The 24,443-nt window shown below is 40.4% G+C and carries 24 protein-coding genes and 1 pseudogene; 8 read left to right on the top strand and 17 right to left on the bottom strand.

Features of this window, described 5'->3' with window-relative positions; genetic code table 11:
* Positions 1-6: 6 nt before the first annotated feature.
* The gene (rpsF, locus tag NSQ85_RS03245) at positions 7-297 is read right to left on the bottom strand and encodes a 30S ribosomal protein S6 (protein ID WP_179974002.1); all 291 of its coding nucleotides are present in this window, start codon (positions 295-297) and stop codon (positions 7-9) included.
* 218 nt (positions 298-515) lie between these two features.
* Between rpsF and NSQ85_RS03235 the strand changes: the two are divergent.
* Positions 516-1,469, top strand: a pseudogene (locus NSQ85_RS03235) (hypothetical protein).
* Between the two features lie 664 nt (positions 1,470-2,133).
* Positions 2,134-3,285: an A/G-specific adenine glycosylase gene (gene mutY, locus NSQ85_RS03230; protein ID WP_179974003.1), complete on the top strand. Its 1,152-nt coding sequence runs from the start codon at positions 2,134-2,136 to the stop codon at positions 3,283-3,285.
* 350 nt (positions 3,286-3,635) lie between these two features.
* On the opposite strand, the gene NSQ85_RS03225 is transcribed toward mutY, so the two are convergent.
* The 5 genes from NSQ85_RS03225 to polA form a co-directional block, all read right to left on the bottom strand.
* Positions 3,636-3,872: a hypothetical protein gene (locus NSQ85_RS03225; RefSeq protein ID WP_232087329.1), complete on the bottom strand. Its 237-nt coding sequence runs from the start codon at positions 3,870-3,872 to the stop codon at positions 3,636-3,638.
* Between the two features lie 93 nt (positions 3,873-3,965).
* On the bottom strand, positions 3,966-4,199 hold the full coding sequence (locus NSQ85_RS03220; protein WP_179974004.1) for a hypothetical protein: 234 nt from the start codon (positions 4,197-4,199) through the stop codon (positions 3,966-3,968).
* A complete protein-coding gene (locus tag NSQ85_RS03215) occupies positions 4,186-4,362 on the bottom strand; it encodes a hypothetical protein (protein WP_179974005.1) in 177 nt (58 codons plus the stop codon). The genes NSQ85_RS03220 and NSQ85_RS03215 overlap by 14 nt, the downstream gene beginning before the upstream one ends.
* The gene (locus NSQ85_RS03210; RefSeq protein ID WP_232087330.1) at positions 4,363-4,575 is read right to left on the bottom strand and encodes a hypothetical protein; all 213 of its coding nucleotides are present in this window, start codon (positions 4,573-4,575) and stop codon (positions 4,363-4,365) included.
* A 487-nt stretch (positions 4,576-5,062) separates the two neighbouring features.
* Positions 5,063-7,702 (bottom strand): DNA polymerase I, encoded by a 2,640-nt coding sequence (gene polA / locus NSQ85_RS03205; RefSeq protein ID WP_340781143.1) that lies wholly within the window; start codon positions 7,700-7,702, stop codon positions 5,063-5,065.
* 206 nt (positions 7,703-7,908) lie between these two features.
* Between polA and NSQ85_RS03200 the strand changes: the two genes are divergently transcribed.
* The gene (locus tag NSQ85_RS03200; protein ID WP_340781141.1) at positions 7,909-10,260 is read left to right on the top strand and encodes an endonuclease MutS2; all 2,352 of its coding nucleotides are present in this window, start codon (positions 7,909-7,911) and stop codon (positions 10,258-10,260) included.
* Between the two features lie 100 nt (positions 10,261-10,360).
* Here NSQ85_RS03200 and NSQ85_RS03195 read toward each other — a convergent pair whose 3' ends face one another.
* Both NSQ85_RS03195 and NSQ85_RS03190 read right to left on the bottom strand, forming a co-directional pair.
* Entirely contained in the window at positions 10,361-10,903 is a 543-nt protein-coding gene (locus NSQ85_RS03195; RefSeq protein WP_340781139.1) for a CvpA family protein, read from the bottom strand.
* Positions 10,900-11,217 carry a hypothetical protein gene (locus NSQ85_RS03190; protein ID WP_340781138.1) on the bottom strand — a complete coding sequence of 106 codons (318 nt, stop codon included), beginning with the start codon at positions 11,215-11,217 and terminating at the stop codon, positions 10,900-10,902. The genes NSQ85_RS03195 and NSQ85_RS03190 overlap by 4 nt, the downstream gene beginning before the upstream one ends.
* Positions 11,218-11,528: 311 nt before the next feature.
* Here NSQ85_RS03190 and rnhC point away from each other — a divergent pair, with 311 nt between their 5' ends.
* The 3 genes from rnhC to recD2 all read left to right on the top strand — a co-directional run bounded on the left by rnhC (position 11,529) and on the right by recD2 (position 15,627).
* Complete coding sequence (rnhC, locus tag NSQ85_RS03185) at positions 11,529-12,419, top strand: ribonuclease HIII (protein WP_340781137.1); 891 nt, start codon at positions 11,529-11,531, stop codon at positions 12,417-12,419.
* 18 nt (positions 12,420-12,437) lie between these two features.
* The gene (gene lepB, locus NSQ85_RS03180) at positions 12,438-13,061 is read left to right on the top strand and encodes a signal peptidase I (RefSeq protein WP_340781136.1); all 624 of its coding nucleotides are present in this window, start codon (positions 12,438-12,440) and stop codon (positions 13,059-13,061) included.
* A 61-nt stretch (positions 13,062-13,122) separates the two neighbouring features.
* The gene (recD2, locus tag NSQ85_RS03175) at positions 13,123-15,627 is read left to right on the top strand and encodes an SF1B family DNA helicase RecD2 (RefSeq protein WP_340781135.1); all 2,505 of its coding nucleotides are present in this window, start codon (positions 13,123-13,125) and stop codon (positions 15,625-15,627) included.
* 55 nt (positions 15,628-15,682) lie between these two features.
* Here the strand turns inward: recD2 and NSQ85_RS03170 are convergent, their stop codons facing one another.
* The 5 genes from NSQ85_RS03170 to tsaB are packed head-to-tail and all read right to left on the bottom strand — an operon-like array spanning position 15,683 to position 18,854.
* Positions 15,683-16,009 carry an AzlD domain-containing protein gene (locus NSQ85_RS03170; protein ID WP_179973035.1) on the bottom strand — a complete coding sequence of 109 codons (327 nt, stop codon included), beginning with the start codon at positions 16,007-16,009 and terminating at the stop codon, positions 15,683-15,685.
* Positions 15,996-16,694, bottom strand: a complete 699-nt coding sequence (locus NSQ85_RS03165; protein ID WP_445330292.1) for an AzlC family ABC transporter permease — start codon at positions 16,692-16,694, stop codon at positions 15,996-15,998. Before NSQ85_RS03165 ends, NSQ85_RS03170 begins: the two co-directional genes overlap by 14 nt.
* 45 nt (positions 16,695-16,739) lie before the next feature.
* Positions 16,740-17,753, bottom strand: a complete 1,014-nt coding sequence (gene tsaD, locus NSQ85_RS03160) for a tRNA (adenosine(37)-N6)-threonylcarbamoyltransferase complex transferase subunit TsaD (RefSeq protein ID WP_179974010.1) — start codon at positions 17,751-17,753, stop codon at positions 16,740-16,742.
* A complete protein-coding gene (rimI, locus tag NSQ85_RS03155; protein ID WP_179974545.1) occupies positions 17,753-18,166 on the bottom strand; it encodes a ribosomal protein S18-alanine N-acetyltransferase in 414 nt (137 codons plus the stop codon). Before rimI ends, tsaD begins: the two co-directional genes overlap by 1 nt.
* 1 nt (position 18,167) lies before the next feature.
* Complete coding sequence (gene tsaB / locus NSQ85_RS03150) at positions 18,168-18,854, bottom strand: tRNA (adenosine(37)-N6)-threonylcarbamoyltransferase complex dimerization subunit type 1 TsaB (protein ID WP_179974011.1); 687 nt, start codon at positions 18,852-18,854, stop codon at positions 18,168-18,170.
* Positions 18,855-19,116: 262 nt separating this feature from the next.
* Between tsaB and NSQ85_RS03145 the strand changes: the two genes are divergently transcribed.
* On the top strand, positions 19,117-19,347 hold the full coding sequence (locus NSQ85_RS03145; protein ID WP_002947111.1) for a DNA-dependent RNA polymerase subunit epsilon: 231 nt from the start codon (positions 19,117-19,119) through the stop codon (positions 19,345-19,347).
* A 4-nt stretch (positions 19,348-19,351) separates the two neighbouring features.
* Entirely contained in the window at positions 19,352-21,034 is a 1,683-nt protein-coding gene (gene rnjA / locus NSQ85_RS03140) for a ribonuclease J1 (protein ID WP_179974012.1), read from the top strand.
* 236 nt (positions 21,035-21,270) lie between these two features.
* Here the strand turns inward: rnjA and NSQ85_RS03135 are convergent, their stop codons facing one another.
* The 4 genes from NSQ85_RS03135 to NSQ85_RS03120 all read right to left on the bottom strand — a co-directional run bounded on the left by NSQ85_RS03135 (position 21,271) and on the right by NSQ85_RS03120 (position 24,306).
* Positions 21,271-21,648: a CHAP domain-containing protein gene (locus NSQ85_RS03135; RefSeq protein ID WP_179974013.1), complete on the bottom strand. Its 378-nt coding sequence runs from the start codon at positions 21,646-21,648 to the stop codon at positions 21,271-21,273.
* 213 nt (positions 21,649-21,861) lie between these two features.
* Positions 21,862-23,205: a type I glutamate--ammonia ligase gene (gene glnA, locus NSQ85_RS03130; RefSeq protein WP_179974014.1), complete on the bottom strand. Its 1,344-nt coding sequence runs from the start codon at positions 23,203-23,205 to the stop codon at positions 21,862-21,864.
* Positions 23,206-23,253: 48 nt separating this feature from the next.
* Positions 23,254-23,628 carry a MerR family transcriptional regulator gene (locus NSQ85_RS03125; RefSeq protein WP_179974015.1) on the bottom strand — a complete coding sequence of 125 codons (375 nt, stop codon included), beginning with the start codon at positions 23,626-23,628 and terminating at the stop codon, positions 23,254-23,256.
* Between the two features lie 174 nt (positions 23,629-23,802).
* Positions 23,803-24,306 carry an FUSC family protein gene (locus NSQ85_RS03120; RefSeq protein ID WP_179974016.1) on the bottom strand — a complete coding sequence of 168 codons (504 nt, stop codon included), beginning with the start codon at positions 24,304-24,306 and terminating at the stop codon, positions 23,803-23,805.
* Positions 24,307-24,443 lie beyond the last annotated feature (137 nt).

Genomic DNA, 24,443 nt, shown 5'->3' with positions numbered 1-24,443 from the left:
ACCTTCTTACGCGTCAAGTTTAACGATCATGTGACGAAGAATATCGCGGTTGATTTTTGCAAGACGGTCGAACTCGTTAAGAGCTGTAACGTCATTTGCTTCAACGTTTACGACGTGGTAAAGTCCTTCACGGAAATCTTGGATTTCGTATGCAAGACGACGTTTTTCCCAATCTTTTGATTCAACAACAGTTGCACCGTTGTCAGTCAAGATAGAATCGAAACGTGCTACCAAAGCGTTTTTAGCTTCTTCTTCAATGTTTGGACGAATGATATAAAGAATTTCGTATTTAGCCATTGATATTTTCCTCCTCTTTTGGTCTAATGACTCATGGTCTTTCGCCACGAGTAAGTGAGGTGCACTCACAAGAAACCATTTTACCAAAGAATAGGTGATAATGCAAGGAAAAAGTCAATGTGTCTGCTCTATTTTTGTGAGACTTAAAAATCACTCAGAAAATACTAAGCCCTATCTGTTATCTTTTCTCAGGTCAAACTTCATGCTAAAATAATAGAATGCTTTACCGTAAAAATAAACTGGGAGAGGAACTAGAGCTTCCAATCTTTAACCACTACTATAATATTTCTATCACTGCTCTTGAATTTGACCTTAAAAACCCGGGGCAGAGTGATACCTACATCATTACTTTCAAATAGGACAACAACCTCTTTATTGTTGATATGACACATGATCTTGGTCACACCAGTCACTTTGATGCCGCCTCTCTATTTACAAAAGACAAGCTCCTATCAGGTATCGCAGCTGTACCCCTAGCTGCTGTCTACAGCATCCAGATCTTTGCTTTTCCAAAGGAGTTACACTCTCTGGCACCCAGTCAGTATCTTAAAAATCTAGTCGCTCTATACTTTAAAGACCCAGAAACCATGCGTTATCTCAAGACGACAAAAAATATAGGTGATCAGGTAACAAGGTACCAACTGGAGTCGGAGAAACTAGAAAGAGAAGGTAAGGTTTTTGAATTTTTCAAGTACACCAGTCGAGGAAAGATGAAAGAAGAAAACAACTTGTCCGAGGTGTCTAACAAAGACTACGATTTTCTCCCTGATTTCCATCCCTTTTTAAGCTCACCACGGAACCAGCAGGTCCTGAGTATACCTGTGACCTACTTTGATGATAAAACTGGACAAACTGCCAAAATCGACATCATGGGCTGGTATATTAAATATCAACAGCTTAAGATCCGTTGGAAACCTAAATACATGCGCAAACGCCGTTGGCGATCTTCACGTATCTCTGTTGACATCGTGACTAATAACTACTTCTTTCAGGGTCAAATTTACAGAGATAGTAGTGCACCGATTTTTCTGGATAACTTAAGTTTTGATAGCAAAATTCCCAAGAGTTTCCTGCCACATCTTCAAAAACAATACCAAATTTTTTTATCTCTAGTAGAGGAACAAAAAAGACTAGCCTTGCTTCGAAAGGTTCAGTTAAACAATAAGGACTAAGAATCTTTCGCCAAAATAAACATATCAGTAAGCTCATTCTAGCGTGTAAGAATGAGCTTTTAAGATTTTTCAATTGTCATTAGAACATCCTTTAGGAATTTTGTAAAAAATATTTTCATAAGGAGGAGCTATTGTGTGTCACCATTTTTATACCTAGCAATCATATATTACCCCATCAACTTATAAATGATTTTTAACCATTTTAAAATTTTCTATTACATTGGTATCACTCCCTAAGCTATTTTACACAACTGCTTAAGTATCTCCATTTTTTATACCTACTAACATTTCTCATGAGCTTTACCTCACTTTTTTCGTAAGTTAATTGATTTGATTTTAGCTTTCAACTTCTGGTGGTATCACTCCCTTGTAGCTATTTTATGCGACTTAATTAATCTCCATTCTTGTATCGCCCTACTGTCATGTGACCACGCTCCTCAGAGATAATTGGTAAAGTTATTTGTTTTGCCTACTATTTTGTTTAGAGATCTTAGTCTCCGTTTTTATACCTTGAAATATTGATTCTCACCATGGCTTTTACCTCCTTGATGAATCCTTATCTTCTTTACATTTTTATTATAATGTAAACGCTTACTTTTATCAATCTTTTTCTCTAGAAAATGCAAGATTTTTTGAAAAAAGATTTCTTTGCTACAATAGATATATGTTAGATTTAAAAGAATATGGCATTGTTATGTGGGATGCTGAGAAAATCGCATCTTTTCGTCGTACCCTCCTGGACTGGTACGATCGTGAAAAACGGGACCTACCTTGGCGTCGAATTAAGAATCCCTACTATATCTGGGTCAGTGAAATCATGTTACAACAAACTCAAGTGCAGACTGTCATTCCCTATTACGAGCGCTTTTTAGACTGGTTTCCAACAGTTAAGGATTTGGCTGAAGCTCCAGAAGAAAAACTCCTCAAAGCTTGGGAGGGTCTAGGTTACTATTCACGTGTCCGAAACATGCAAAAGGCCGCACAACAAATCATGACTGACTTTGCTGGTCAGTTCCCAGATACTTATGACAATATTGCAAAACTCAAGGGGATAGGACCCTATACTGCTGGTGCTATTTCTAGCATCGCTTTTGAGCTCCCTGAACCTGCTGTTGATGGGAATGTTATGCGAGTCTTGGCTCGCCTCTTTGAAGTTAACTATGACATCGGAGACCCTAAGAATCGTAAGATTTTCCAAGCTATTATGGAAATTTTGATTGATTCTGACCGTCCAGGTGACTTCAATCAGGCACTTATGGACCTCGGGTCCGATATCGAATCGGCTAAAAATCCAAGACCAGACGAAAGTCCTATTCGCTTTTTCTGTGCAGCCTATCTCAATGGAACCTATGACAAATACCCCATCAAATTGCCAAAGAAAAAGCCCAAACCTGTGCAAATTCAGGCTTTTATTATCAGAAATATGAAGGGTGAATTTCTTCTAGAAAAAAATATCGATGGGCGCCTACTAGGTGGTTTCTGGACTTTCCCTATCATAGAGACGAACTTTATTGGCCAACAACTCAGTTTTTTTAAAAAGGATAATTGTGCCCTCGAAACCGCTTCACAAAAAGCTATTTTCGAGGAAAATTATGCTCTTAAACCAGTCTGGACAGACAATAACTTTACACCCGTAAAACATACCTTCAGCCACCAAAAATGGACCATCGAAATAGTGGAAGGTATTGTTAAAGATGACAAACTCCCTACCCACAAGGAGCTATGCTGGGTAACGACTGAGGACTTTAACCAGTTCCCAATGGCCACACCACAGAAAAAAATGATTAAAACTTATGAAGATAGCAAAAAAGGTTAGCATCGCGCTAGCCTTTTTCTTATGCGCCAAGTTTATCGTACATACGGCTACGACCCTTAACATAACCAATCAAAATAATAGTCCTATCATAAGAGTCAGTAAATATCTTTCCTCTGTTTACTTGACTTATATTTTTTAAGATAGGATATAATTGACCTATCAAAAAGAGTCAACAAACCCATACAAACCATCCCTATTATATAATTTTTCAAATCAAACATGGGTTCTCCTTTTGCTTTTTTAAGCTCCTATCACAGCTCCTGGTCCCGCTTTTATTTATGATAGATTGCAAGAATAAGTGCATAAAAATAATAACATAAATGTCACTATGGGAAACAAAGCCATTGAGACTACAAATCCCAACCGCTTTGTCTTATTTTACGATAATGAAAATCAGATGATTGACCTAACTCAAGATTACTTTGTGTTCCTAAAAGTCTATCTTTACTATTATCAGATTCGTTATTGTCTAGAATAGAAACTCCCGAAGAAATCATAAAAAGTTGTGAACTCCCTACAGATTCCCCCGCCCAACTATACTCCTTCAAAATACGGTCTTTTACTTCTCCGAATTTCAATGTAATCATTGTACCAGATTGTGTGACTCTATCCTTGCTAAATACAATAGTGTCTCCTCTTCCATTTTCTCAAGTTCCTTCCAGAATACTAAAATCATCATCCTAAATAGCATCGATATCTATTCCAGTCTCTTTGCTTGACTTACTGTTGCTACTACTTTCTTCTGTATTGTCGCTACTTGAGTCATCAAAGTCGTACCAGCCTTCGGAAAACAAGTCCAAGGTCTTAACGTATCCCAGGATAACCTTACTTGCACCATCTGTCGTCTCAGATATGCTGAAATCAACCGATTGAAGCTGATTAAAGTTAAAGGTATCATCTTTATAGCATTTCATAGTGCTCAAGCTTAGCAAAGGTTCCAGCACTTTTAACAAATACAAGCTCATCATCATTATTAAGATAATATAATACATGAACACTGTCAGGAGTATCAATCAAAACCTCAGCCGAGCCATCATTATTGATATCTACATAGCTATATTGGACTTTTTCATCCACTCAATTGGATTCAAAAATCGTATTAGTTGAATAAGCTTCCTCAGTTGAGAGGTTGCTTGGAACAGCTGATGTATCACGGTTTAAGGCAATAGATCGATAGAGGTCCAAGACCAAAGCATAGAGCTCATCATAGCTCACTTCCTCGGCTTCAGAAGAAACACCGCTCACTTGCTCAGATTTAGAGGTGCTGTCGCCTGAACCTGAAATGTCCATATTTGTTGCGTTACAAGCCGTCAGAAAAAAATAAACTTAATAAAAGTAGAAATCCTGTTAATTTCTTTTTCATAACTATTCTTTCATAAAAAACGACCTAATAAAAACATTAAATAACTTAAATCTCTTTGGTATTACATCAACAATTACACGGGTGATAAGTTAAGTATTTTTTGAGAAATCAATCTATATTTTTATATCTCTAATCGTTTATACAATTGGACTAAATGCTATGTTTTAGCAATTCTAAACTAGATTAAATTAGAATCTTAATTAAATTATCTATAGATTAAGCGATAATCCTTTATAATTACAAGTAGTTCTACCAAAAAAGCCGGACTGAGGTCCGGCTTTTATCTATCTATTTCTACTTGGTTATAAAGTAGGTGATAATCACCAATACTGCCACGATACCTAGGACAACGGCTAGAAACCCCAGCATATAACGCAGGAGAAAATAGGTAAATGGGAGATTTTCTTTCATGCTTTACTTTGCCTCATACCATGTACAGCCCTCATTTTCATCTGCGATGAGGGGGACAGCGAGTTCTACTGCAGCTTCCATGGTTTCTTTAACCAAAGCTTTCATAGCTAAAAGTTCGTCGCTTGGCACCTCAAGGACGATTTCATCGTGTACTTGGAGGAGCATCTTGGTTTTATAGCCACCTTCTACCAGAGCCTTGTCTAAGTTAATCATAGCAATCTTGAGGATATCAGCAGCACTTCCTTGGATAGGAGAGTTTATGGCTGTTCGCTCTGCGAAGTTACGGACATTAAAGTTACGAGAATTGATATCTGGCAACTCACGACGGCGGTGGAAGAGGGTTGATACATATCCTTTATCCTTGGCTTCACGAACCACATTATCCATATAAGCCTTAATACCAGGATAACGCTCAAAATAGGTGTCAATATACTCCTTGGCCTTCTTACGGCTAATACCAAGGTTGTTAGAAAGACCAAAGTCAGAAATACCATAAACGATACCGAAGTTAACAGCCTTAGCGTTACGACGGTCGTTAGGTGTGACATCCTCTGGCTTTTCAATACCAAAGACACGCATGGCTGTAGAGGTATGGATATCCGCCCCCTCCTTAAAGGCTGCAATCAAATGCTCATCTCCCGAAATGTGGGCAAGCACGCGCAACTCAATTTGTGAGTAATCCGAGCTTAGTAGCACTGCGTCCTTAGTCGATGGGACAAAGGCCTTACGGATGAGACGACCCTGCTCCAAGCGAACGGGGATATTTTGCAAGTTAGGATCCACAGATGAGAGTCGACCTGTCTGGGTCAAATCTTGCATGTAACGGGTATGGATCTTACCATCCTCAAGGATATAATCCTGAAGCCCCAAGACATAGGTAGACTGAAGCTTAGTGATTTGGCGGTACTCTAAAATCTTAGCTACTATTGGAGCAATTGGTGCCAAACGTTCAAGGACATCCACTGCCGTTGAATAACCTGTCTTGGTTTTCTTAGTGTATTCCAAAGGTAGACCCATTTTTTCAAAGAGGATAACACCCAACTGTTTAGGCGAGTTAATATTGAATTCTTCGCCCGCCATTTCGTAGATGTCTTGGGTCAATTTGTCGATGACTGCTTGGTTTTCCACTGCCATCTCGTTAAGGGTTTGTCCATCGACCTTAATACCAGCCATTTCCATCTTGGCTAACACATTTGCCAATGGTAATTCCATGTCAAAGAGAAGCTCTGATTGGCCATGTTCAGCTAACTTTTCTAGCATGACCGGTTTGGCAACCTGAAGGACCTTGACTTTTTTTGCCAGGTGGCTGAGCAAGACCTCTTTTTCAGGAATGGCACGCTTAGCTCCCTTACCATAGACCACCTCATCTGTTTCCAGTGGTAAATCTGTGTAGAGACGAGCAATGGTTGACAATTCATTGTCCTCAACAGTTGAGAGCAAATACTTGGCCAAACGGGCATCAAAATTAGCTGTCGGCAAGTCAATACCTAGATGGCTCAAAAGGACCTTACTGCGCTTGAAATCGTAGATATTAACAGCCTTAGAAAGAGCTGCTTGGAATGCTTCTGATTTGAGTAGGTCAGTATCTGTAGACGCATAAATCTGCTTTTCATTTCCCCAAGCAAAACCGATGATAGGTTCTGTGTGATAATTGTCACCGAGGATTTCAAAATAGAAGAAATCTTCAGAGCTAAAGTGATCCGCTGTCACTTGGCTAGGCTCTACATAGGCCACATCAAAATCCTGTGGGACAGCCTCTCCGCGAAGAGCATTTTTGAAATGAACAAAGCCCATCTCGTCATAAAAAGCTAGCAATTTTTCAAGGTTAGGTCTCTTAAAGGCCGTATCATCTAGGCCAATTTCAATAGGTGACTGTGTATCAATGGTTGCCAAGGTCTTAGAAAGAAAGGCTTGTTCCTTGTCGTTGATGAGATTTTCCTTCATTTTGGACTTTTTCATCTCATCAATGTGGTCATAGATGCCTTCAAGGGAACCGTGTTCCAAGAGGAGCTTGAGACCAGTCTTTTCACCTATCTTAGTAACCCCTGGAATATTGTCGGACTTGTCACCCATGAGGGCCTTAAGATCGATGAATTGAGCTGGAGTAATCCCCATTTTCTCCATGAGATAGTCAGGAGTGAAGGCCTCAAACTCAGCTACGCCTTTCTTCGAAATCTCAACGACTGTATTTTCATCAGTCAGCTGAATCAAGTCTTTATCCCCAGAAACAACAGTAATTTGAAAGGCCTCACTAGTATTTTCAGCCATCTTAGCTAAGGTACCGATAATGTCATCTGCTTCGTACTGAGCCAAGTCATAATAGGCAATGCCACGTGCAGCCAACATCTCACGGATATAAGGGAGCTGTTCACGGAATTCCTCTGGAGTCTTGGCACGACCAGCCTTATAGTCCGCAAACATCTCTGTACGAAAAGTTGTTTTTCCCGCATCAAAAGCTACTAAGACATGGGTCGGCTGAATACGCTCAAGTAGATTGTCCAACATAAGGTGAAAGCCGTAGATGGCATTGGTATGAAGGCCGTTATTGTTACGAAAACGGTCAATTTGATTATAGAGTGCGAAAAAAGCACGAAAGGCAACGGACGAACCGTCGATTAATAGTAATTTTTTCTGATTAGTCATAGGTTTATTATAACATAGATGAGTGCATTGGTTTTGATTGAAAATCTCTTATTTTGAGAAGACTGTTTTGTAAAATAAACATTCATAAATAATAAGCCATAAGGAAAATTGTCCATCGACAAATTTTAGAACGAATCAGTCAACAGTATTGTTACAGGTATTTCCCAGCTCCACGTCCTATAGTAAAATATGCTATAATAGGAACTATGAACACAAAGATTTTAGACCAATTAGAATTTAACAAGGTCAAAGACCAGTTCACAGAATACCTGCAGACCGAACAGGCTCAGGCGGAGTTGCGTGACTTGGTGCCTATGACCAATCCAGAAAGAATTCAAAACCAATTTTCAGAAATCCAAGAAATGTCTGAGATTTTCGTAGAGCATCATGGCTTTGCCATTGGTAGCTTAAGAGATATTTCTGAGCCCTTGCGTCGCTTGGAACTGGATGCTGACCTCAACATCCAGGAGCTCATTGCTATCAAGAAGGTCTTGCAAGCTTCAGCTGACCTTAGCCGCTTCTACGCTGACCTTGAAAATGTTGAACTCATCGCTCTTAAACGTCTTTTTGAAAAGATTGAGGCCTTTCCAAGTCTACAAGGTAGTCTTCAAAGTATTAATGATGGTGGTTTTATTGAGCATTTTGCTAGTCCTGAGTTGCAAAATATCCGTCGTCAACTTAAGGCTTGTGATGATGCCATTCGCCAGACCTTGCAAGACATTCTCAAGAAATCTGGGCACATGTTAGCTGAGAACTTAATTGCTAGTCGTAATGGCCGTTCAGTGCTTCCTGTCAAAAATACCTACCGTAACCGTATTGCGGGGGTTGTTCATGACATCTCAAGCTCTGGGAACACAGTGTATATCGAGCCACGAGCCGTTATCCAGCTTAACGAAAAAATTACACAATTACGTGCAGACGAGCGCCATGAGATGGCACGTATCCTACATGAACTGTCTGATCAACTCCGTCCACATACTGCTGCCATCGCTAACAATGCTTGGATTTTGGGCCATATGGACTTCATTAGAGGAAAATACCTCTATCTCCATGATAAAAAGGCAATTATTCCAGAGATTAGTGACAACCAAACACTCCAACTGCTTAACGTTCGTCACCCTCTTTTAATCAATCCAGTAGCCAACGATTTGCGCTTTGATGAGGATCTCACGGTCATTGTCATTACAGGTCCCAATACTGGTGGTAAAACGGTCATGCTTAAAACTCTAGGACTAGCTCAACTAATGGCTCAATCTGGTCTGCCAATTTTGGCTGATAAGGGCAGTCGTGTAGCCATTTTCCAAGAGATTTTTGCGGATATCGGAGACGAACAGTCTATCGAACAGAGCTTGTCAACTTTCTCTAGTCACATGACGCACATTGTCGAGATTTTGAACACTGCCGACAGCAATAGCTTGGTCTTGGTCGATGAGCTTGGGGCTGGTACCGACCCTCAGGAAGGGGCTAGTCTAGCCATGGCAATCCTAGAGCACCTCCGTTTGAGCCAGATTAAGACCATGGCTACTACTCACTATCCTGAGCTTAAGGCCTATGGGATTGAGACACAACATGTGGAAAATGCTAGCATGGAGTTTGACACAGCAACTCTAAGACCTACCTATCGCTTTATGCAAGGGGTTCCTGGTCGCTCTAACGCCTTTGAGATTGCTCGCCGCCTCGGTTTGAATGAGATTATTGTCAAGGAAGCAGAAAACCTCACTGATACGGATAGTGATGTCAACCGTATCATCGAGCAACTTGAAGCCCAAACTGTAGAAACACAAAAACGTCTGGAGCACATCAAGGACGTTGAGCAAGAGAACCTTAAATTCAACCGTGCGGTCAAGAAACTCTATACTGAATTCTCCCATGAGTACGACAAGGAACTCGAAAAGGCTCAAAAAGAAATTCAAGAGATGGTGGATACAGCTTTAGCTGAAAGCGATAGTATTCTCAAAAATCTCCATGATAAGAGTCAACTCAAGCCTCATGAAGTTATCGACGCCAAAGGGAAACTTAAGAAACTTGCCGCACAAGTCGACCTTTCTAAGAACAAGGTTCTTCGTAAAGCCAAGAAAGAAAAGGCTGCGCGTGCCCCTCGTGTCGGTGATGATATTATCGTTACTGCCTATGGGCAACGTGGTACGCTCACCAGGCAAGCCAAAAATGGTAACTGGGAAGCTCAAGTGGGTCTCATCAAGATGAGCCTAAAGGCAGACGAATTCACTCTGGTTCGTACCCAAGCAGAAGCACAACAACCCAAGAAAAAACAAATTAATGTGGTTAAAAAAGCCAGGAAGGCATCATCTGATGGGCCTCGTGCCCGTCTAGACCTTCGTGGGAAACGTTACGAAGAAGCCATGCAAGAGCTCGATGCCTTTATTGACCAAGCTCTACTTAACAACATGAGTCAGGTGGAAATCATCCATGGTATTGGTACCGGTGTCATCCGAGATGCTGTAACCAAATATCTCCGCCGTCATCGCCATGTTAAAAATTTTGAATATGCCCCACAAAGTGCTGGTGGTTCCGGATGTACCATCGTAACCTTGGGTTAAAACTAATTAAGAGAGACTGAGACACTATGTCCAGTCTTTTTCATATATCTCAAATCCAAACACAAAAAAGTCTTCCTTAAGCAAGGAAGACGTCTGTTTTCTATATCACACTTGTCCACAAGTGTTGGATAATCTGGCTAACTGGAAAATTCCAATTAATCAAAAGACGCAAAACCCAGCTAGATAACAAGACCGTTTGAATATTGTTTATGGGGACGGTCGCAAGGATATTCCCCAACATCGTCAAAGGTACTAGACTTACCAAAGAAGCTAAAATACCGCCTACCACTTTGAACCGTGTCTGATCAAGGCGCTCAATTCTCACAAAATGGAAGAAAATCCCAAGAAAACGCAAACCATAATAGGTTACACAATAAATGGCGAAGTAGGCGACGCCCGCATAATAGACACGGTCAAGTGAGAAGATATTCTGGTCTGTAAAAAAAGCTACACTGGCATCTTTGGTTGGATTAGTATAAGGTACCCAAAGATTTATAGCCTCTCCTAGCGACTTATAAAAATAAGTCGCGACGCACATGGCGATAATGACTGAAACCACGTAATAGGCTTGCATAAAGAGACCTCTTCGGTAGCCAATATAGAAATTCCAAGCCATGAGGGCTAAGACAAGGAGTCCAATCATACGTCATCCTCATCGTCATCACTTTGAGCTGTCGCCTTGACCTTAAGTTGTTCGAGTTGCTTAGCCCTCAAAATTTCCAACTCTTTTTCCATATCTTCAACTTGGATTTCGCGTTCCAACTGAGTTGATAAAGAATTGATAGCCATTAGGATAGCAATCGTTTCATTATCAGCATTTTTCATCTGCTTTTTGATAATTTTATATTTTTCATAAGCAACACGCTCCACCTCTTCCATGAATAAGTTGTCCTTATCAGTTGTTAGCGTGAGATTCTTTTCTCCAAAATGAAATTTGTAACGGTTTTTGTTTGCCATTTGCTTATTAACTGCCTAATCAATGGTGGACATGAAGTCTCCACCGCAGCTTCTCCTTATTTTTGTTTTAGCACCCTTTTTAGTCAGATTTTAACACCTTCTCCAGGGCATGTTCGACACATAAATACCAACTGACTCATCCAATCATAGAAAAAAGAGGAGAATTTGGCATTGTCTTTCTAATCATTATATCCTAAATTTTAAATTTCGTAAATTTTAGACTTTTCCCTTCTCCAGAAAAATCATTTTTCAAGGATTCCTAACCTGTAAAATATCTACCAATTTTCCTTTTTTGTGCTAAAATAGATTCCATGGGCACAATCGTATTAAAAATGACAGCAGAGCAGATTTCAGTACTCCAGAAGGATCTAGCAAGCTATGCAACTGCGACTAAAAATCCATACGCTCGTTTTTCAGCCAAGGTCGATGGAACAAGTATCATCGCCTATACTTCAGGCAAGGTGACCTTCCAGGGTGCTAAACCAGAATTCCTAGCTAGCCGTTTTGGTTACCAAGCTGAGCCTAAGCAGTCACCTGATGGGCAAAATCTAGCCCTAATTGGATCAGACGAAGTTGGAAACGGCTCCTATTTTGGTGGTTTGGCTGTTGTAGCTAGCCTAGTTACTACCGCTGACCATGCTTTTTTGAAATCTCTAGGAGTCGACGATTCTAAAAATCTAAATGATAGCAAGATTCGTCAGATTGCACCTCTCTTGGAGGAGAAAATTCCCCACAAAGCACTCCTACTTTCTCCTAGAAAGTACAATGAAGTAGTTGGAGACGGTAAAGCTCACAATGCTGTATCCGTCAAAGTAGCCCTCCACAATCAGGCTATTTTCCTACTATTACAATCTGGTGCTAAACCAGATAAGATTGTCATTGATGCTTTTATCAGTGAGAAGAATTATCAAAAATACCTCAAGAACGAACGCAATCACTTTGAATTCCCCATCACTCTAGAAGGAAGGGCTGAAGGTAAATACTTGGCCGTCGCGGTGAGCTCTATCATTGCTCGCAACCTCTTCCTGGAAAATCTGGATAAACTCAGCCAAGAGGTGGGTTATACCCTTCCTTCAGGTGCTGGTGCCAAGTCAGACCAGGTCGCTGCTAAACTCCTTCAAGCTTATGGAGACCAGGCTCTCCAGACTACTGCTAAATATCATTTTGCCAATACTAAAAAAGCCTACCAACGCTTAAAATAACCCTGAAAGGCCTTAACTATGCAAAACAAATGGACCCAATATTTCCTCACTTTTCTTCATGAATGGGGACTCTTCATTCTCTTTATCAGTCTCTTCCTCTTGACCCGTCTCTTCCTCTGGCTCCCTGTTCAGGTTGAAGGACACTCAATGGATCCTACCCTAGCAGATGGACAACGTGTGATCGTTTTAAAACACACGTCCATTGAGCGTTTTGACATTGTCGTTGCCAAGGAAGTTGAAAATGGTAAGACTAAACAAATCGTAAAACGTATCATCGGTATGCCAGGTGATACTATTACCTATCAAAACGATAAACTTACTGTCAATGGTAAAGAAGTTAAGGAAGAATACCTCAAAAAATTCCAAGCTGCCTTTGCTAAGGATAAACTCCAAAAAGAGTACGCCTATAGCGACTACTTCCAACAACTGGCTAAGGAATCAAATGCCTTCACTGTCAATGCTGACAAAAACACTACTTTTTCTGTCACTGTTCCTGAAGGCAAATATTACTTACTCGGAGATAACCGTATCGTTTCAAAAGATAGCCGCGAAGTTGGTTACTTTGACAAGAGTGCTCTTGTCGGGGAAGTTAAATTCCGCTTCTGGCCACTTGATAAAATTGGCACAGTTGAGGACAACTAAGAACACTAAATAAGATAAGGTTGGGGAGACCCAGCCTTATTATGTATCTAGGAAAAAACACATGCAAGAATTTTATTTTTCAGGAACTATCGAGCGCATCATTTTTGAAAATACCAGTAATTTTTTTCGTATCCTACTCTTAGAAATTGATGAAACTGACAGTGATTTTGAAGACTATGAAATCATTGTTACTGGAACTATGGGGGATGTCATGGAGGGGGGAGACTACACCTTCTGGGGTCAGCTAACCAATCACCCCAAATATGGCAAACAACTCCAAATGACTCGCTACGAGCGTTCAAAACCCTCAGCCAGTGGCCTTATCAAATATTTCTCCAGTGATAATTTCAAAGGAATCGGTAAGAAAACGGCCGAGCGTATTGTCGAGATTTATGGCGAAGACCCTATTGACAAGATTCTCGAAGACCCTAGTAAATTAGAGCAGATTCCTAATCTGTCCAAGGTAAACCGAGAGGCCTTCCTTGCAAAATTAAAAATGAACTATGGTACTGAACAAATCTTGTCCAAACTTTCCAGCTATGGCCTCACACCAAAGGCTGCCTCACAAATTTTCAACCAATATAAGGAAGAATCACTTAACCTTATTGAAAAATATCCTTATCTCTTGGTAGAGGAAGTCCAGGGAATTGGATTTAAAATGGCCGATCAACTAGCCGAACGCCTAGGGATTGCTAGCGATGCTCCTGAGCGTTTACGAGCCGCCCTAATTAACTGTCTGCTAGAAACTAGTATGGAAGAAGGGGACACCTACATCGAAGCCAAGTCCTTGCTTGAACGGACTATCATTCTTTTGGAAAGTTCTCGCCAGATTGAACTTGACCCTGCCTTGGTTGCTAACCAATTAACCAATCTCATCCAAGAGGATAAGGTGCAAAATATAGAGACTAGAATTTTTGATAATACCCTATATTTTGCAGAACAGGGCATCTATACCCACCTAACTCGTATCATGAAAGACCAGCCTGACATCAGTGCTGAGGACAAAATCCAAGCAAGTCTTGAAAGGGTGGAAGAGGAGCTTGGTATCACCTATGACAAGGTTCAAAAAGATGCCATTCTTAAAGCCCTACAAAGCAAGGTCTTCATCCTGACAGGCGGTCCCGGAACAGGGAAAACCACTGTTATTAACGGAATTATTAAAACCTATGCAGACCTTCATGGTTTAGACCTCAAAAAATCTGATTTACCCATTATTTTAGCAGCACCAACGGGACGGGCTGCTCGTCGGATGAACGAACTGACCAAGCTCCCTAGTGCCACTATCCATAGACATTTGGGGCTTAATGGCGAGGACGATTTCAAGACCTTAGATGACTATCTCGATTGCGATTTGATTATCATCGATGAGTTCTCTATGGTTGATACTTGGTTGGCCAATCAACTCTTCGAAAGCATTTCCGATACCACTCAAGTAATCATTGTAGGTGACCAAGATCAGCTACCTTCTGTAGGCCCTGGCCAAGTCTTAGCTGACCTTTTGCAGATTGATGACTTGCCTAAGGTTTCCCTAACCAAAATTTTCAGACAATCTGAGGATTCCACTATTGTTACCTTAGCTAGCCAGATGCGCCAAGGCCAACTACCCACTGATTTCACAGAGAAAAAAGCTGACCGATCATACTTTGAGGCTAATGCTAACCATATTCCACAGATGATCCCTAAAATTGTCTCTGCCGCTATTAAAAGTGGGATCGCTGCTCAGGATATACAGATTCTGGCCCCCATGTACCGGGGACAGGCTGGTATCAACAATCTCAATACCATTATGCAGGATCTACTTAATCCCAAAGAAAAAGCCAATCAATTTGCCTTTAATGATATTTTCTTCCGTAAGAATGACAAGATTCTCCACCTGGTCAACGATACAGAGCTCAATGTCTTCAATGGCGATATTGGAATCATTACTGATCTCATACCTGGTAAATATACTGAAAGTAAGCAAGACGAAATTTACATGTCCTTCGATGGCAATGAGGTTATCTATCCTCGTAACGAATGGAATAAGATTACTCTGGCCTATGCCATGTCTATACACAAATCCCAAGGGAGTGAATTCCCAGTCGTTATCCTTCCCATCACACGCCAAAGTGGGCGTATGCTGCAACGTAACCTCATCTACACCGCTATCACACGCGCCAAAAGTAAACTGGTCATGTTGGGGGAAATCGCAGCCTTCGATTATGCCGTTCACAACGAGGGGGCCAAACGTAATACCTACCTCATCCAACGTTTTGAACAAACTTATACACAAGTTGTTGATAAGTCTGTCGAAAAGAATGTTAAAAACGAGGGAACAGACGCATCCAATCAAACAGAAAGGAAAAATAGTAGCCCCTCAGAAACCATTGAAAACAAAGACTTCTTAGAAAATATCAATCCATCCCAAACTCTTATTAACACTTATTCACATCCTGTGGATAAGTCTGTTAACAAACCTGTGCAAACAGAAGAAAACTATCGTTTAACTGAAGAAAATTGGGCAACTATCGATCCAATGATAGGTCTCAGCGAAGACGATATTGCAGCCTTTTTTAACAATAACTAAGAAAAAAAGACTTAGAGTCGCTCTGAATGAGCCACTTTTCAAGTCTTTTCATTTGCTAAAATACTAAACGAATCAGGGCCATAGACACTATACCAACAATTACTGCATAGAGCAGATTTTTACTCTTAAACGCTACAATTACCGTTGGCACCGAAGCCAGGATTTCCATCCACTTAATCTGTGGCAAGTGACCGATTTTCTCAGTCATAAGGCTTGAGAGAATCAGTGCAAAGAGAATAGAAACTGGTAGGTAGTGCAAAAATCGAACAACAATATCTGGTAATCCCTTATATTTCACTAAGATAAAAGGGAGGACACGAGGGACCCAGCTGACCACAAACCCTAGTAAAATAGCGATAAGAGTGAAGCTATTGACGGCCATCACATATCACCCCCACACTGCATCCAATCAAAGTGGCCACTAGAACAGCCAAAGATTCTGACAAAATGATGCTAAAGCTCAGATATGCCACAGCAATAGATAACAGAATCAGAAACAGCTTACGCACTCCTTCACCTAGCAAGGCATCAAACTGACTACTTAACAAACCAATAAACATGGCAATCAAGGCAAAATCCAAACCAAAAAGCTCAGGATTTGGAATCATTGAGCCAATTAAACAACCAACAACTGACGACACAATCCAAACCAAATAACTGAAAATATTATTACCATGCATCCAGTTAGCGGGAATATCTTTACGATGTACATATTCTCCTAATAAGACACCATAACTTTCATCCGTAATCAGACTACCAATTCCCAGCTGATTCCAGAGACTTGTTTTGGTAAAAATCGTTGTTGCATGTAAACTCATCAACATGTTACGCAAATTAACTAAGAAAACAGTCAAGGTTAACTCACCAAGGCCAGCTCCTGAAACGGCTAAAGCACACATAGCAAACTGAGCCGAGCCACCATAGACCAATGCACACATGAGAGCGACCTCAAGAGCCGATAGACCAGAAGCTGCCGCTACGACACCAAATGCTAGACCAATAGCCACATATCCTAGAGCTGTCGGTACTGCGGCTTTCATACCCGAACGAAAGTCAGACACACTCAATTCCTTTCTGAATGAACCTCTTACCAGACGAGTAAGCGGTTCTTCTTATTCTTCAAATCCTGCAAAGGCTAGACTTGGTTTAGCATTTAAATCCAAGTCAGCAAAATGTTTTTTATCATATTCAATAGCTGCTGCTAAAGCAATCATACCAGCATTATCACCACAAAGACGCAAAGGCGGAATAACCACATCTACATCTGTGATTTCTTCAGCTAGGCGTTCACGTAAGCCCTGATTAGCTGCCACGCCCCCAGCAACAACAAGTGTCTTGACAGGGTAACGCTCTAAGGCTTTCTTGGTCTTAGCTAGGAGAATATCCAAAACAGCAGCTTGGAAGGAAGCACAAAGGTCTTCTGTGACTAAAACCTCCCCTTTCTGCTCAGCATTATGGTGCAAATTGATGAAGGCTGACTTCAATCCTGAAAATGAAAACTCCAAGTGGTCTTCCTTAATCATGGCACGTGGGAAATCATGAATATCTTTCCCCTTATGAGCCAATTCATCAATCTCTCGTCCTGCTGGGTAGGTCAAGCCCATCACACGTCCCACCTTATCATAGGCTTCACCAACCGCATCGTCACGTGTCTCACCAACAATCTTGTAATTCCCTGGTTTTGACACATAAACCAACTCTGTGTGGCCTCCAGATACCAAAAGCGCTAGGAGGGGGTACTCCAACTCTTGAACCTCACGCGCCGCCATCAGATGCCCTGCCATATGATTGACCGGAATCAAAGGCAAACCGTGCGCCCAGGCAAAGGCCTTAGCTGCTGCCATCCCAACCAAGAGGGCTCCAACCAAGCCTGGACCATAGGTTACAGCTACAGCATCCAATTGTTCAGCAACAATTCCCGCCTCAGATAGAGCATCCTTAATACAAAGAGTCACTACTTCCACATGGTGACGGCTAGCCACCTCAGGAACAACGCCACCAAATCGTTTATGGCTTTCTACCTGACTAGCAATAATATTACTTAAAAGTTCTTTCTCATTTTTTAAAACAGCAACTGAAGTCTCGTCACACGAGCTCTCCACCGCCAAAATATATCTATCTGCCATTAGATTTCCTCTCGCCTCATGATAACTGCATCCTCCTGAGGCTCATGATAATAATTTTTCCGAATTCCTAGACTTTCAAATCCAAATTTTCTGTATAGCGCCTGAGCAACTTGATTTGACGCTCTAACTTCAAGAAAGATGGGTTCACTACGCTCCTCTAAATACTTCATCAACTGACTTGCATATCCACGTCCCTGATAAGCTTTTAGAACCGCAATATTGGTAACTTCAATCTCACCAACTAAATTTTGAAGAGCTAAAAAACCAACAACTTCTTCTTGATTATAAACATAGAAATATTCAGTAGTGTCCAAAGCCAAGTCTGCTATCACCTGCTCAAGTGTCCATGGAGATTTGTCATAAACATCCGACAAAATTTGGTAAATAAGCTGAGCCTGTTCCTGACTACTCAATCTAGACGCGCTTGATGTAGTTATCACGGTTAGTCTCCTCATGTGTCTTAAGCCAGTTTTCCTCCGCCTCAACTCGCTTCAAGTAATGAGGGACAAAAGCGTCCACATTAACAGGAGGCAAGGATAAGCCTAAACGACCAATTAACAGGGCTGACGGAAGACTTGGCAAGATAGTTGCCTCTGGAAGGCTTTCCTTAATCTGATCCACAAATTTAGCCACTTCACCTACAAAAGTTACCTTTTCAAAAGTTTTAGCTTGCTCAAGAACATCTGTAAAGGCAGCATGACGATCCGGGACGATAGCTTGGCCATTTTCATAAAATCCGACGTAAACATTATTACGACGGGCATCCATGATAGGAATTACGACACCATCAGCTGAATGATCCATCAAGGCCTGCAAACTTGAAACTCCCACTAAATCAATGTCAAGGGCATATGCTAAAGTCTTAGCTGTTGCGACAGCCACACGAAGCCCTGTGTAGGATCCGGGTCCTTGAGCAACAACAACACGGTCTAAATCAGCTGGTTGCCAGCTCACCTGAGCAACCAAAAAATCAATAGTGGGCATTAGACTAATACTATGATTCTTTTTCACTGTCACTGTTGCTTCTGCCACTAAATTCTCATCTTCCAACAAGGCTACTGATAAAGCAGTGCTGGAAGTATCAAATGCTAATATTTTCATCTTTTTTCCTTGTTTCTTTTTATGCTTCTCTATTATAACACAAGTAGTTGTTTCCCAAAAATGAACATTTCCCAACTTTTTCCGCCATTTTCTTTATCTACCCCTTATCTTATGGTACAATAATAGTAATTGTTATACGAATCAAGGCTACTACCTATTACTCATAAAAGTGAATATCAAAACGTCAAGTAAATCAGAGAAAAGATTGACTTGACCGGTTTTTTTATAGAATGGTAGAGCCTTTTGGAAAGAAAGGAAAATCATGATTTATAAAGTTTTTTACCAAGAAACTAAAGAGCGTAGCCCACGCCGTGAACAGACAAAATCACTCTATCTAGATATCGATGCAGAAACTGAACTTGAGGGACGTATCCAAGCTCGTCAAATCATCGAAAAAAACACTGCCTACAACATCGAATTCATTGAGCTCCTCTCAGAAAAAGCCCTTGAATACGAAAAAGAAACAGGCGTTTTTGAAGTAACGGAGTTCTAAGACCATGACATCAAAAATCAATCTAAAACCTGAAGAAGTTGGGGTTTATGCTATTGGTGGTTTGGGAGAAATCGGTAAAAATACCTATGGTATTGAATACCAAGATGAAATCATCATCGTCGATGCGGGTATTAAATTCCCTGAAGATGATCTTCTCGGTATCGATTACGTCATCCCGGACTATTCTTACATCGTTGAAAACGTTGACCGTGTTAAGGCTCTTGTCATTACTCACGGTCACGAAGACCATATTGGTGGTATCCCCTTCCTTCTTAAACAGGCAAATATCCCAATCTATGCAGGACCACTTGCTCTTGCTCTTATCAAAGGAAAATTGGAAGAACACGGACTACTACGTGATGCACAACTCTATGAAATTAACGCTAATACAGAGCTTACTTTCAAAAATATGAGCGTAACCTTCTTCCGCACAACTCACTCAATTCCAGAACCTCTCGGAATTGTCATCCATACACCACAAGGTAAAATTGTTTGTACCGGTGACTTTAAGTTCGACTTCACTCCAGTAGGTGAGCCAGCGGACCTTCATCGTATGGCGGCACTCGGTGAAGAAGGCGTTCTTTGCCTCCTCTCAGACTCAACCAATGCTGAAGTCCCAACTTTCACTAATTCCGAGAAGGTCGTTGGACAATCCATCATGAAAATAATTGAAGGCATTCATGGACGTATTATCTTCGCCTCATTTGCCTCTAATATTTTCCGTCTTCAACAAGCTGCTGAGGCTGCTGTAAAAACCGGTCGTAAGATTGTTGTCTTTGGACGTTCTATGGAGAAAGCCATTGTTAATGGTGTTGAACTAGGCTATATCAAAGTTCCAAAAGGAACTATTATTGATCCTAGTGAAATGAAAAACTATCATGCCAGTGAGATTCTTATCATGTGTACCGGTTCTCAAGGGGAGCCTATGGCGGCCCTTGCACGTATTGCCAATGGTATGCACCGACAAGTAACACTACAACCTGGTGACACCGTTATCTTCTCATCTAGCCCTATCCCAGGAAATACAACCAGCGTTAACCGTTTGATTAATACCATTCAAGAAGCGGGTGTAGATGTTATTCACGGTAAAATCAACAATATCCATACCTCTGGTCACGGTGGTCAACAAGAGCAAAAACTAATGCTTCGCTTGATTAAACCAAAATTCTTCATGCCTGTTCATGGTGAATACCGCATGCAAAAGGTCCACGCAGGTCTCGCAGTTGATTGTGGTGTTCCGAAAGAGAATATCTTTATCATGGAAAATGGTGATGTCTTAGCCCTAACAAAAGATTCTGCTCGTCGTGCAGGTCATTTCAATGCTCAAGACATCTATATCGATGGTAATGGTATCGGTGATATTGGGGCGGCCGTTCTTCGTGACCGTCGTGATCTTTCTGAAGACGGTGTCGTCCTTGCTGTCGCAACTGTTGATTTCAAGTCTAAGATGATTCTAGCTGGTCCAGATATTCTCAGTCGTGGATTTATCTATATGCGTGAATCTGGTGATCTTATTCGTGATAGCCAACGCATTCTATTCAACGCTATTCGTATTGCTCTTAAAAATAAGGACGCCAGCATTCAATCCGTTAACGGAGCTATCGTCAATGCATTACGACCATTCCTATACGAAAAAACAGAACGTGAGCCAACTATCATTCCAATGATTCTCACACCTGATAACTAAAAAATGGTAGCCTGACAGCTACCATTTTTTAGTATGCTACAAATCTTCAGTAAGTAAAAAAGTTCTATAAACGCTGCTTCTCCTTTTATGCACCTGAATAAATGTAAGATATCATCTCTGGTGTTGTTGAATTTTATGGATTAAACTAACCACGATAGTTATCAATTTGTTGCAAATTGTTATGGTTCGACTCCAAGATTTTAATCTAACCAACTTGTGTAACATAACCAACGTATCTAATATTCACCATCAGTCCAACATACAATCGAACGAGCAGCAGATATCGAACCAACAGCATAGCCTTGTCTAGCAGCGCTTCCTGCCCAATCGCCCCCATTACACCACCAGTTACTTCCCCATAGAGTAAATTCTTTAACACCCCATGTACATTGACCAACTAGATAACGATTCCATGTGGAATCTATATCTGTATCAGTAGCTGTTACCTCTGAATAAAAAATTTCAGATATATCTTCAGCTGCTGTGGAAGTTCCTGAAACATCCGAAGTTCCACCAAGAACGAGTCTTGACCAGATAGTCATGCCATTTTCAGCAGCTAATTGATATGTAGCTACGCTATATTGGCTAGCAATTGAGAAGAACAAGTTTCCCATTTTGAACAGTGTAATAAATCAGCATCAGTCGTTTGGGTGACTGCAAGACCAAGCAATAATGTACTTGGGACTATTGCTGAGGCAGTATTTTTTGTTGTTTTTATATTTCCTCCTGATTAAGATTGATATGAAATTAGTTTAACATCTTAATATTTTAATGTAATTAAGAGAGAAAAAAGAAAACCAGGTAACCCTGATCTTCAAATTATTTTATTAATACAGATCTAAGTAGTTATCAATTTCCCATTGTGAAACGAAAGTAGCATAACTTGCCCATTCCAAACGTTTCGCATCAAGGAAGTTTGTATAGATATGATTACCCAATGCTTGACGAACCACTTCATCCGTTTCTAATGCTTTAAGAGCATTACGTAGTGTTGAGGGCAAATCAATGATACCAGCCTCTTTACGTTCTTCTGGAGACATTGAGTAGATGTTTGTTTCAACTGGAGCTGGAGCTTCAATCTTATTAATGATACCATCAAGTCCGGCTTCCAAAAGAACGGCCATTGCCAAATATGGGTTTGCCATTGGGTCAACTGAACGCAATTCCAAGCGTGTACCCATACCACGAGAAGCAGGAACGCGGATTAATGGTGAACGGTTGCTACCCGCCCATGCAATATATACAGGAGCTTCATAACCAGGAACCAAACGTTTGTAAGAGTTCACTGTTGGGTTAATAATTGCAGTATAGTTATATGCATGTTTCATCAAACCACCAAGGAAGTAGTATGCGTCTTGAGACAATTGCATACCACGTGGATCCTTTGGATCAAAGAAAGCATTTCCTTCTTCAGTGAAAAGAGACATGTTACAGTGCATACCACTACCGGCAATACCATATTTAGGTTTCGCCATAAATGTAGCGTATAGACCGTGTTTACGAGCGATTGTCTTAACAACCAATTTGAAAATTTGGATATTATCACAAGCTTTTAAAACATCAGCATATTTAAAATCGATTTCGTGTTGTCCAACCCCAACCTCATGGTGAGATGCTTCAACTTCAAATCCCATCTCTGTCAACACATTAACAATTTCACGACGTGTATTGTCGGCAAGGTCAGTTGGTGCAAGGTCAAAATAACCACCTTTATCGTTAACTTCAAGCGTAGGATTACCTTGTTCATCTAATTTAAAAAGGAAAAATTCTGGCTCTGGTCCAAGATTAAATGATTTATAACCAACTTCTTCCATATGACGCAAAGCTTTTTTCAAGTTACCACGTGGGTCTCCTGCAAATGGTTCACCTGCCGAAGTATAGATATCACAAATAAGACCAGCGACTGACCCATTTTCATCGCCCCAAGGGAAGACTGTCCAAGTATCAAGATCTGGGTAAAGATACATATCAGATTCATTGATACGAACAAAACCTTCAATTGATGAACCATCAAACATAACTTTATTTGAAAGTACCTTATCCAACTGTTCATCTGTCGCAGGAATTTCAACATTCTTCATAATACCAAGGATATCAGAGAACATTAAACGCAAAAAAGTAACATTCTTCTCTTTGACTTCGCGACGAATATCAGCTGCTGTGATTACCATAATAGGGGTCTCCTTTATAAAAATCAAAAATAAAAGTTCAAAGCGTAATTAAATACGCAAGTTACCAAATTGTTGCGATGGGGTCGTAAAACGACCTTGCTGAAGGAGTTCATCATGCAAGATACGTCTAACGTCCGCATCAGTTAAAGCTACTTGTTTTTGTTGTACACGAGCTTTACGTTTCTCATACTCATGCTTAATTGCTGCAATATTGTAACCGTCATTCAAAAAATCTTTGATTTCTAATAAACGATCCATATCATTTAATGAGTACATACGACGATTCCCAGCTGTACGTTCAGGTTGAATCAACCCCTGATCTTCATAGTAACGAATTTGACGAGCAGTTAAATCCGTTAACTTCATAACTGTGCCAATCGGAAAAACAGCCAAAGTACGTCTAAGTTCTTTTTCTCTTGCCATGATCATGCTCCTTTCCTAACAATTATATTCTGAATGTTACTACATGTCAACAGATAATGTCACTTTTTCTTACACAATAAGAAAACCCCGAACATTGTATTGCTTATTACCTTATATTCAAGGATTTTATTTTAAAAAAAAATAAAAAAAGAGCTCAAGAGAACTCTATTATTCTTATTTTAGATGTTTAAGTAACCAATCATAATCATAATTAACAAGGATTGCAATAAAGACTCCGCAAAACGTATCAAATACTCTTGCTATCACATAGGTGAAAGTATTATCAGGTGGGATAGACAAAGTGATAATCAGAAGCGCAGCCACTCCTCCAATAACTCCAGAAGCATTATTAAAGGATACATTAATGACAATAGTCAACATTGTTAAAATAGGGACCAATAGCAAGGTCACCCAAACTGAATTGTCAAACCACATATTCACAAAATAGAATAAAAGCGATAAAAGACCCCCAACTGTATTTGCAAAAATACGTGACTTTCCAAATTGAACACTACGGTCAAAGTTCTCACGCAAACTAAAAACAGCAGTTAAACAACCAATCTGAAGCCCATCCCAGCCGAAAGCAGAAAACAAGCCTAAAACAAGAAAAACGGCTATTCCGGTCTTTAGTGTACGCATACCAAACTTAAATTTTTCTGGTTCAAATTTCAATCCCATTCATTTATTTTACCATGATTTACTAGTTTTTGGGATATTTCACTGTATAATTAAAAAATAAAAAAGAATGTTGATATTTTACATTTTACAATTGAATAGTATTCAATTCAACAAAAAAAGAACGGCTCTATAATTTC

It is taken from the genome of Streptococcus sp. FSL L8-0526 (assembly GCF_038007145.1).
Lineage (GTDB): Bacteria > Bacillota > Bacilli > Lactobacillales > Streptococcaceae > Streptococcus > Streptococcus thermophilus.
Note: the sequence above shows the minus strand (reverse complement) of the source record. Positions and strands in the feature narration are given on the sequence as shown.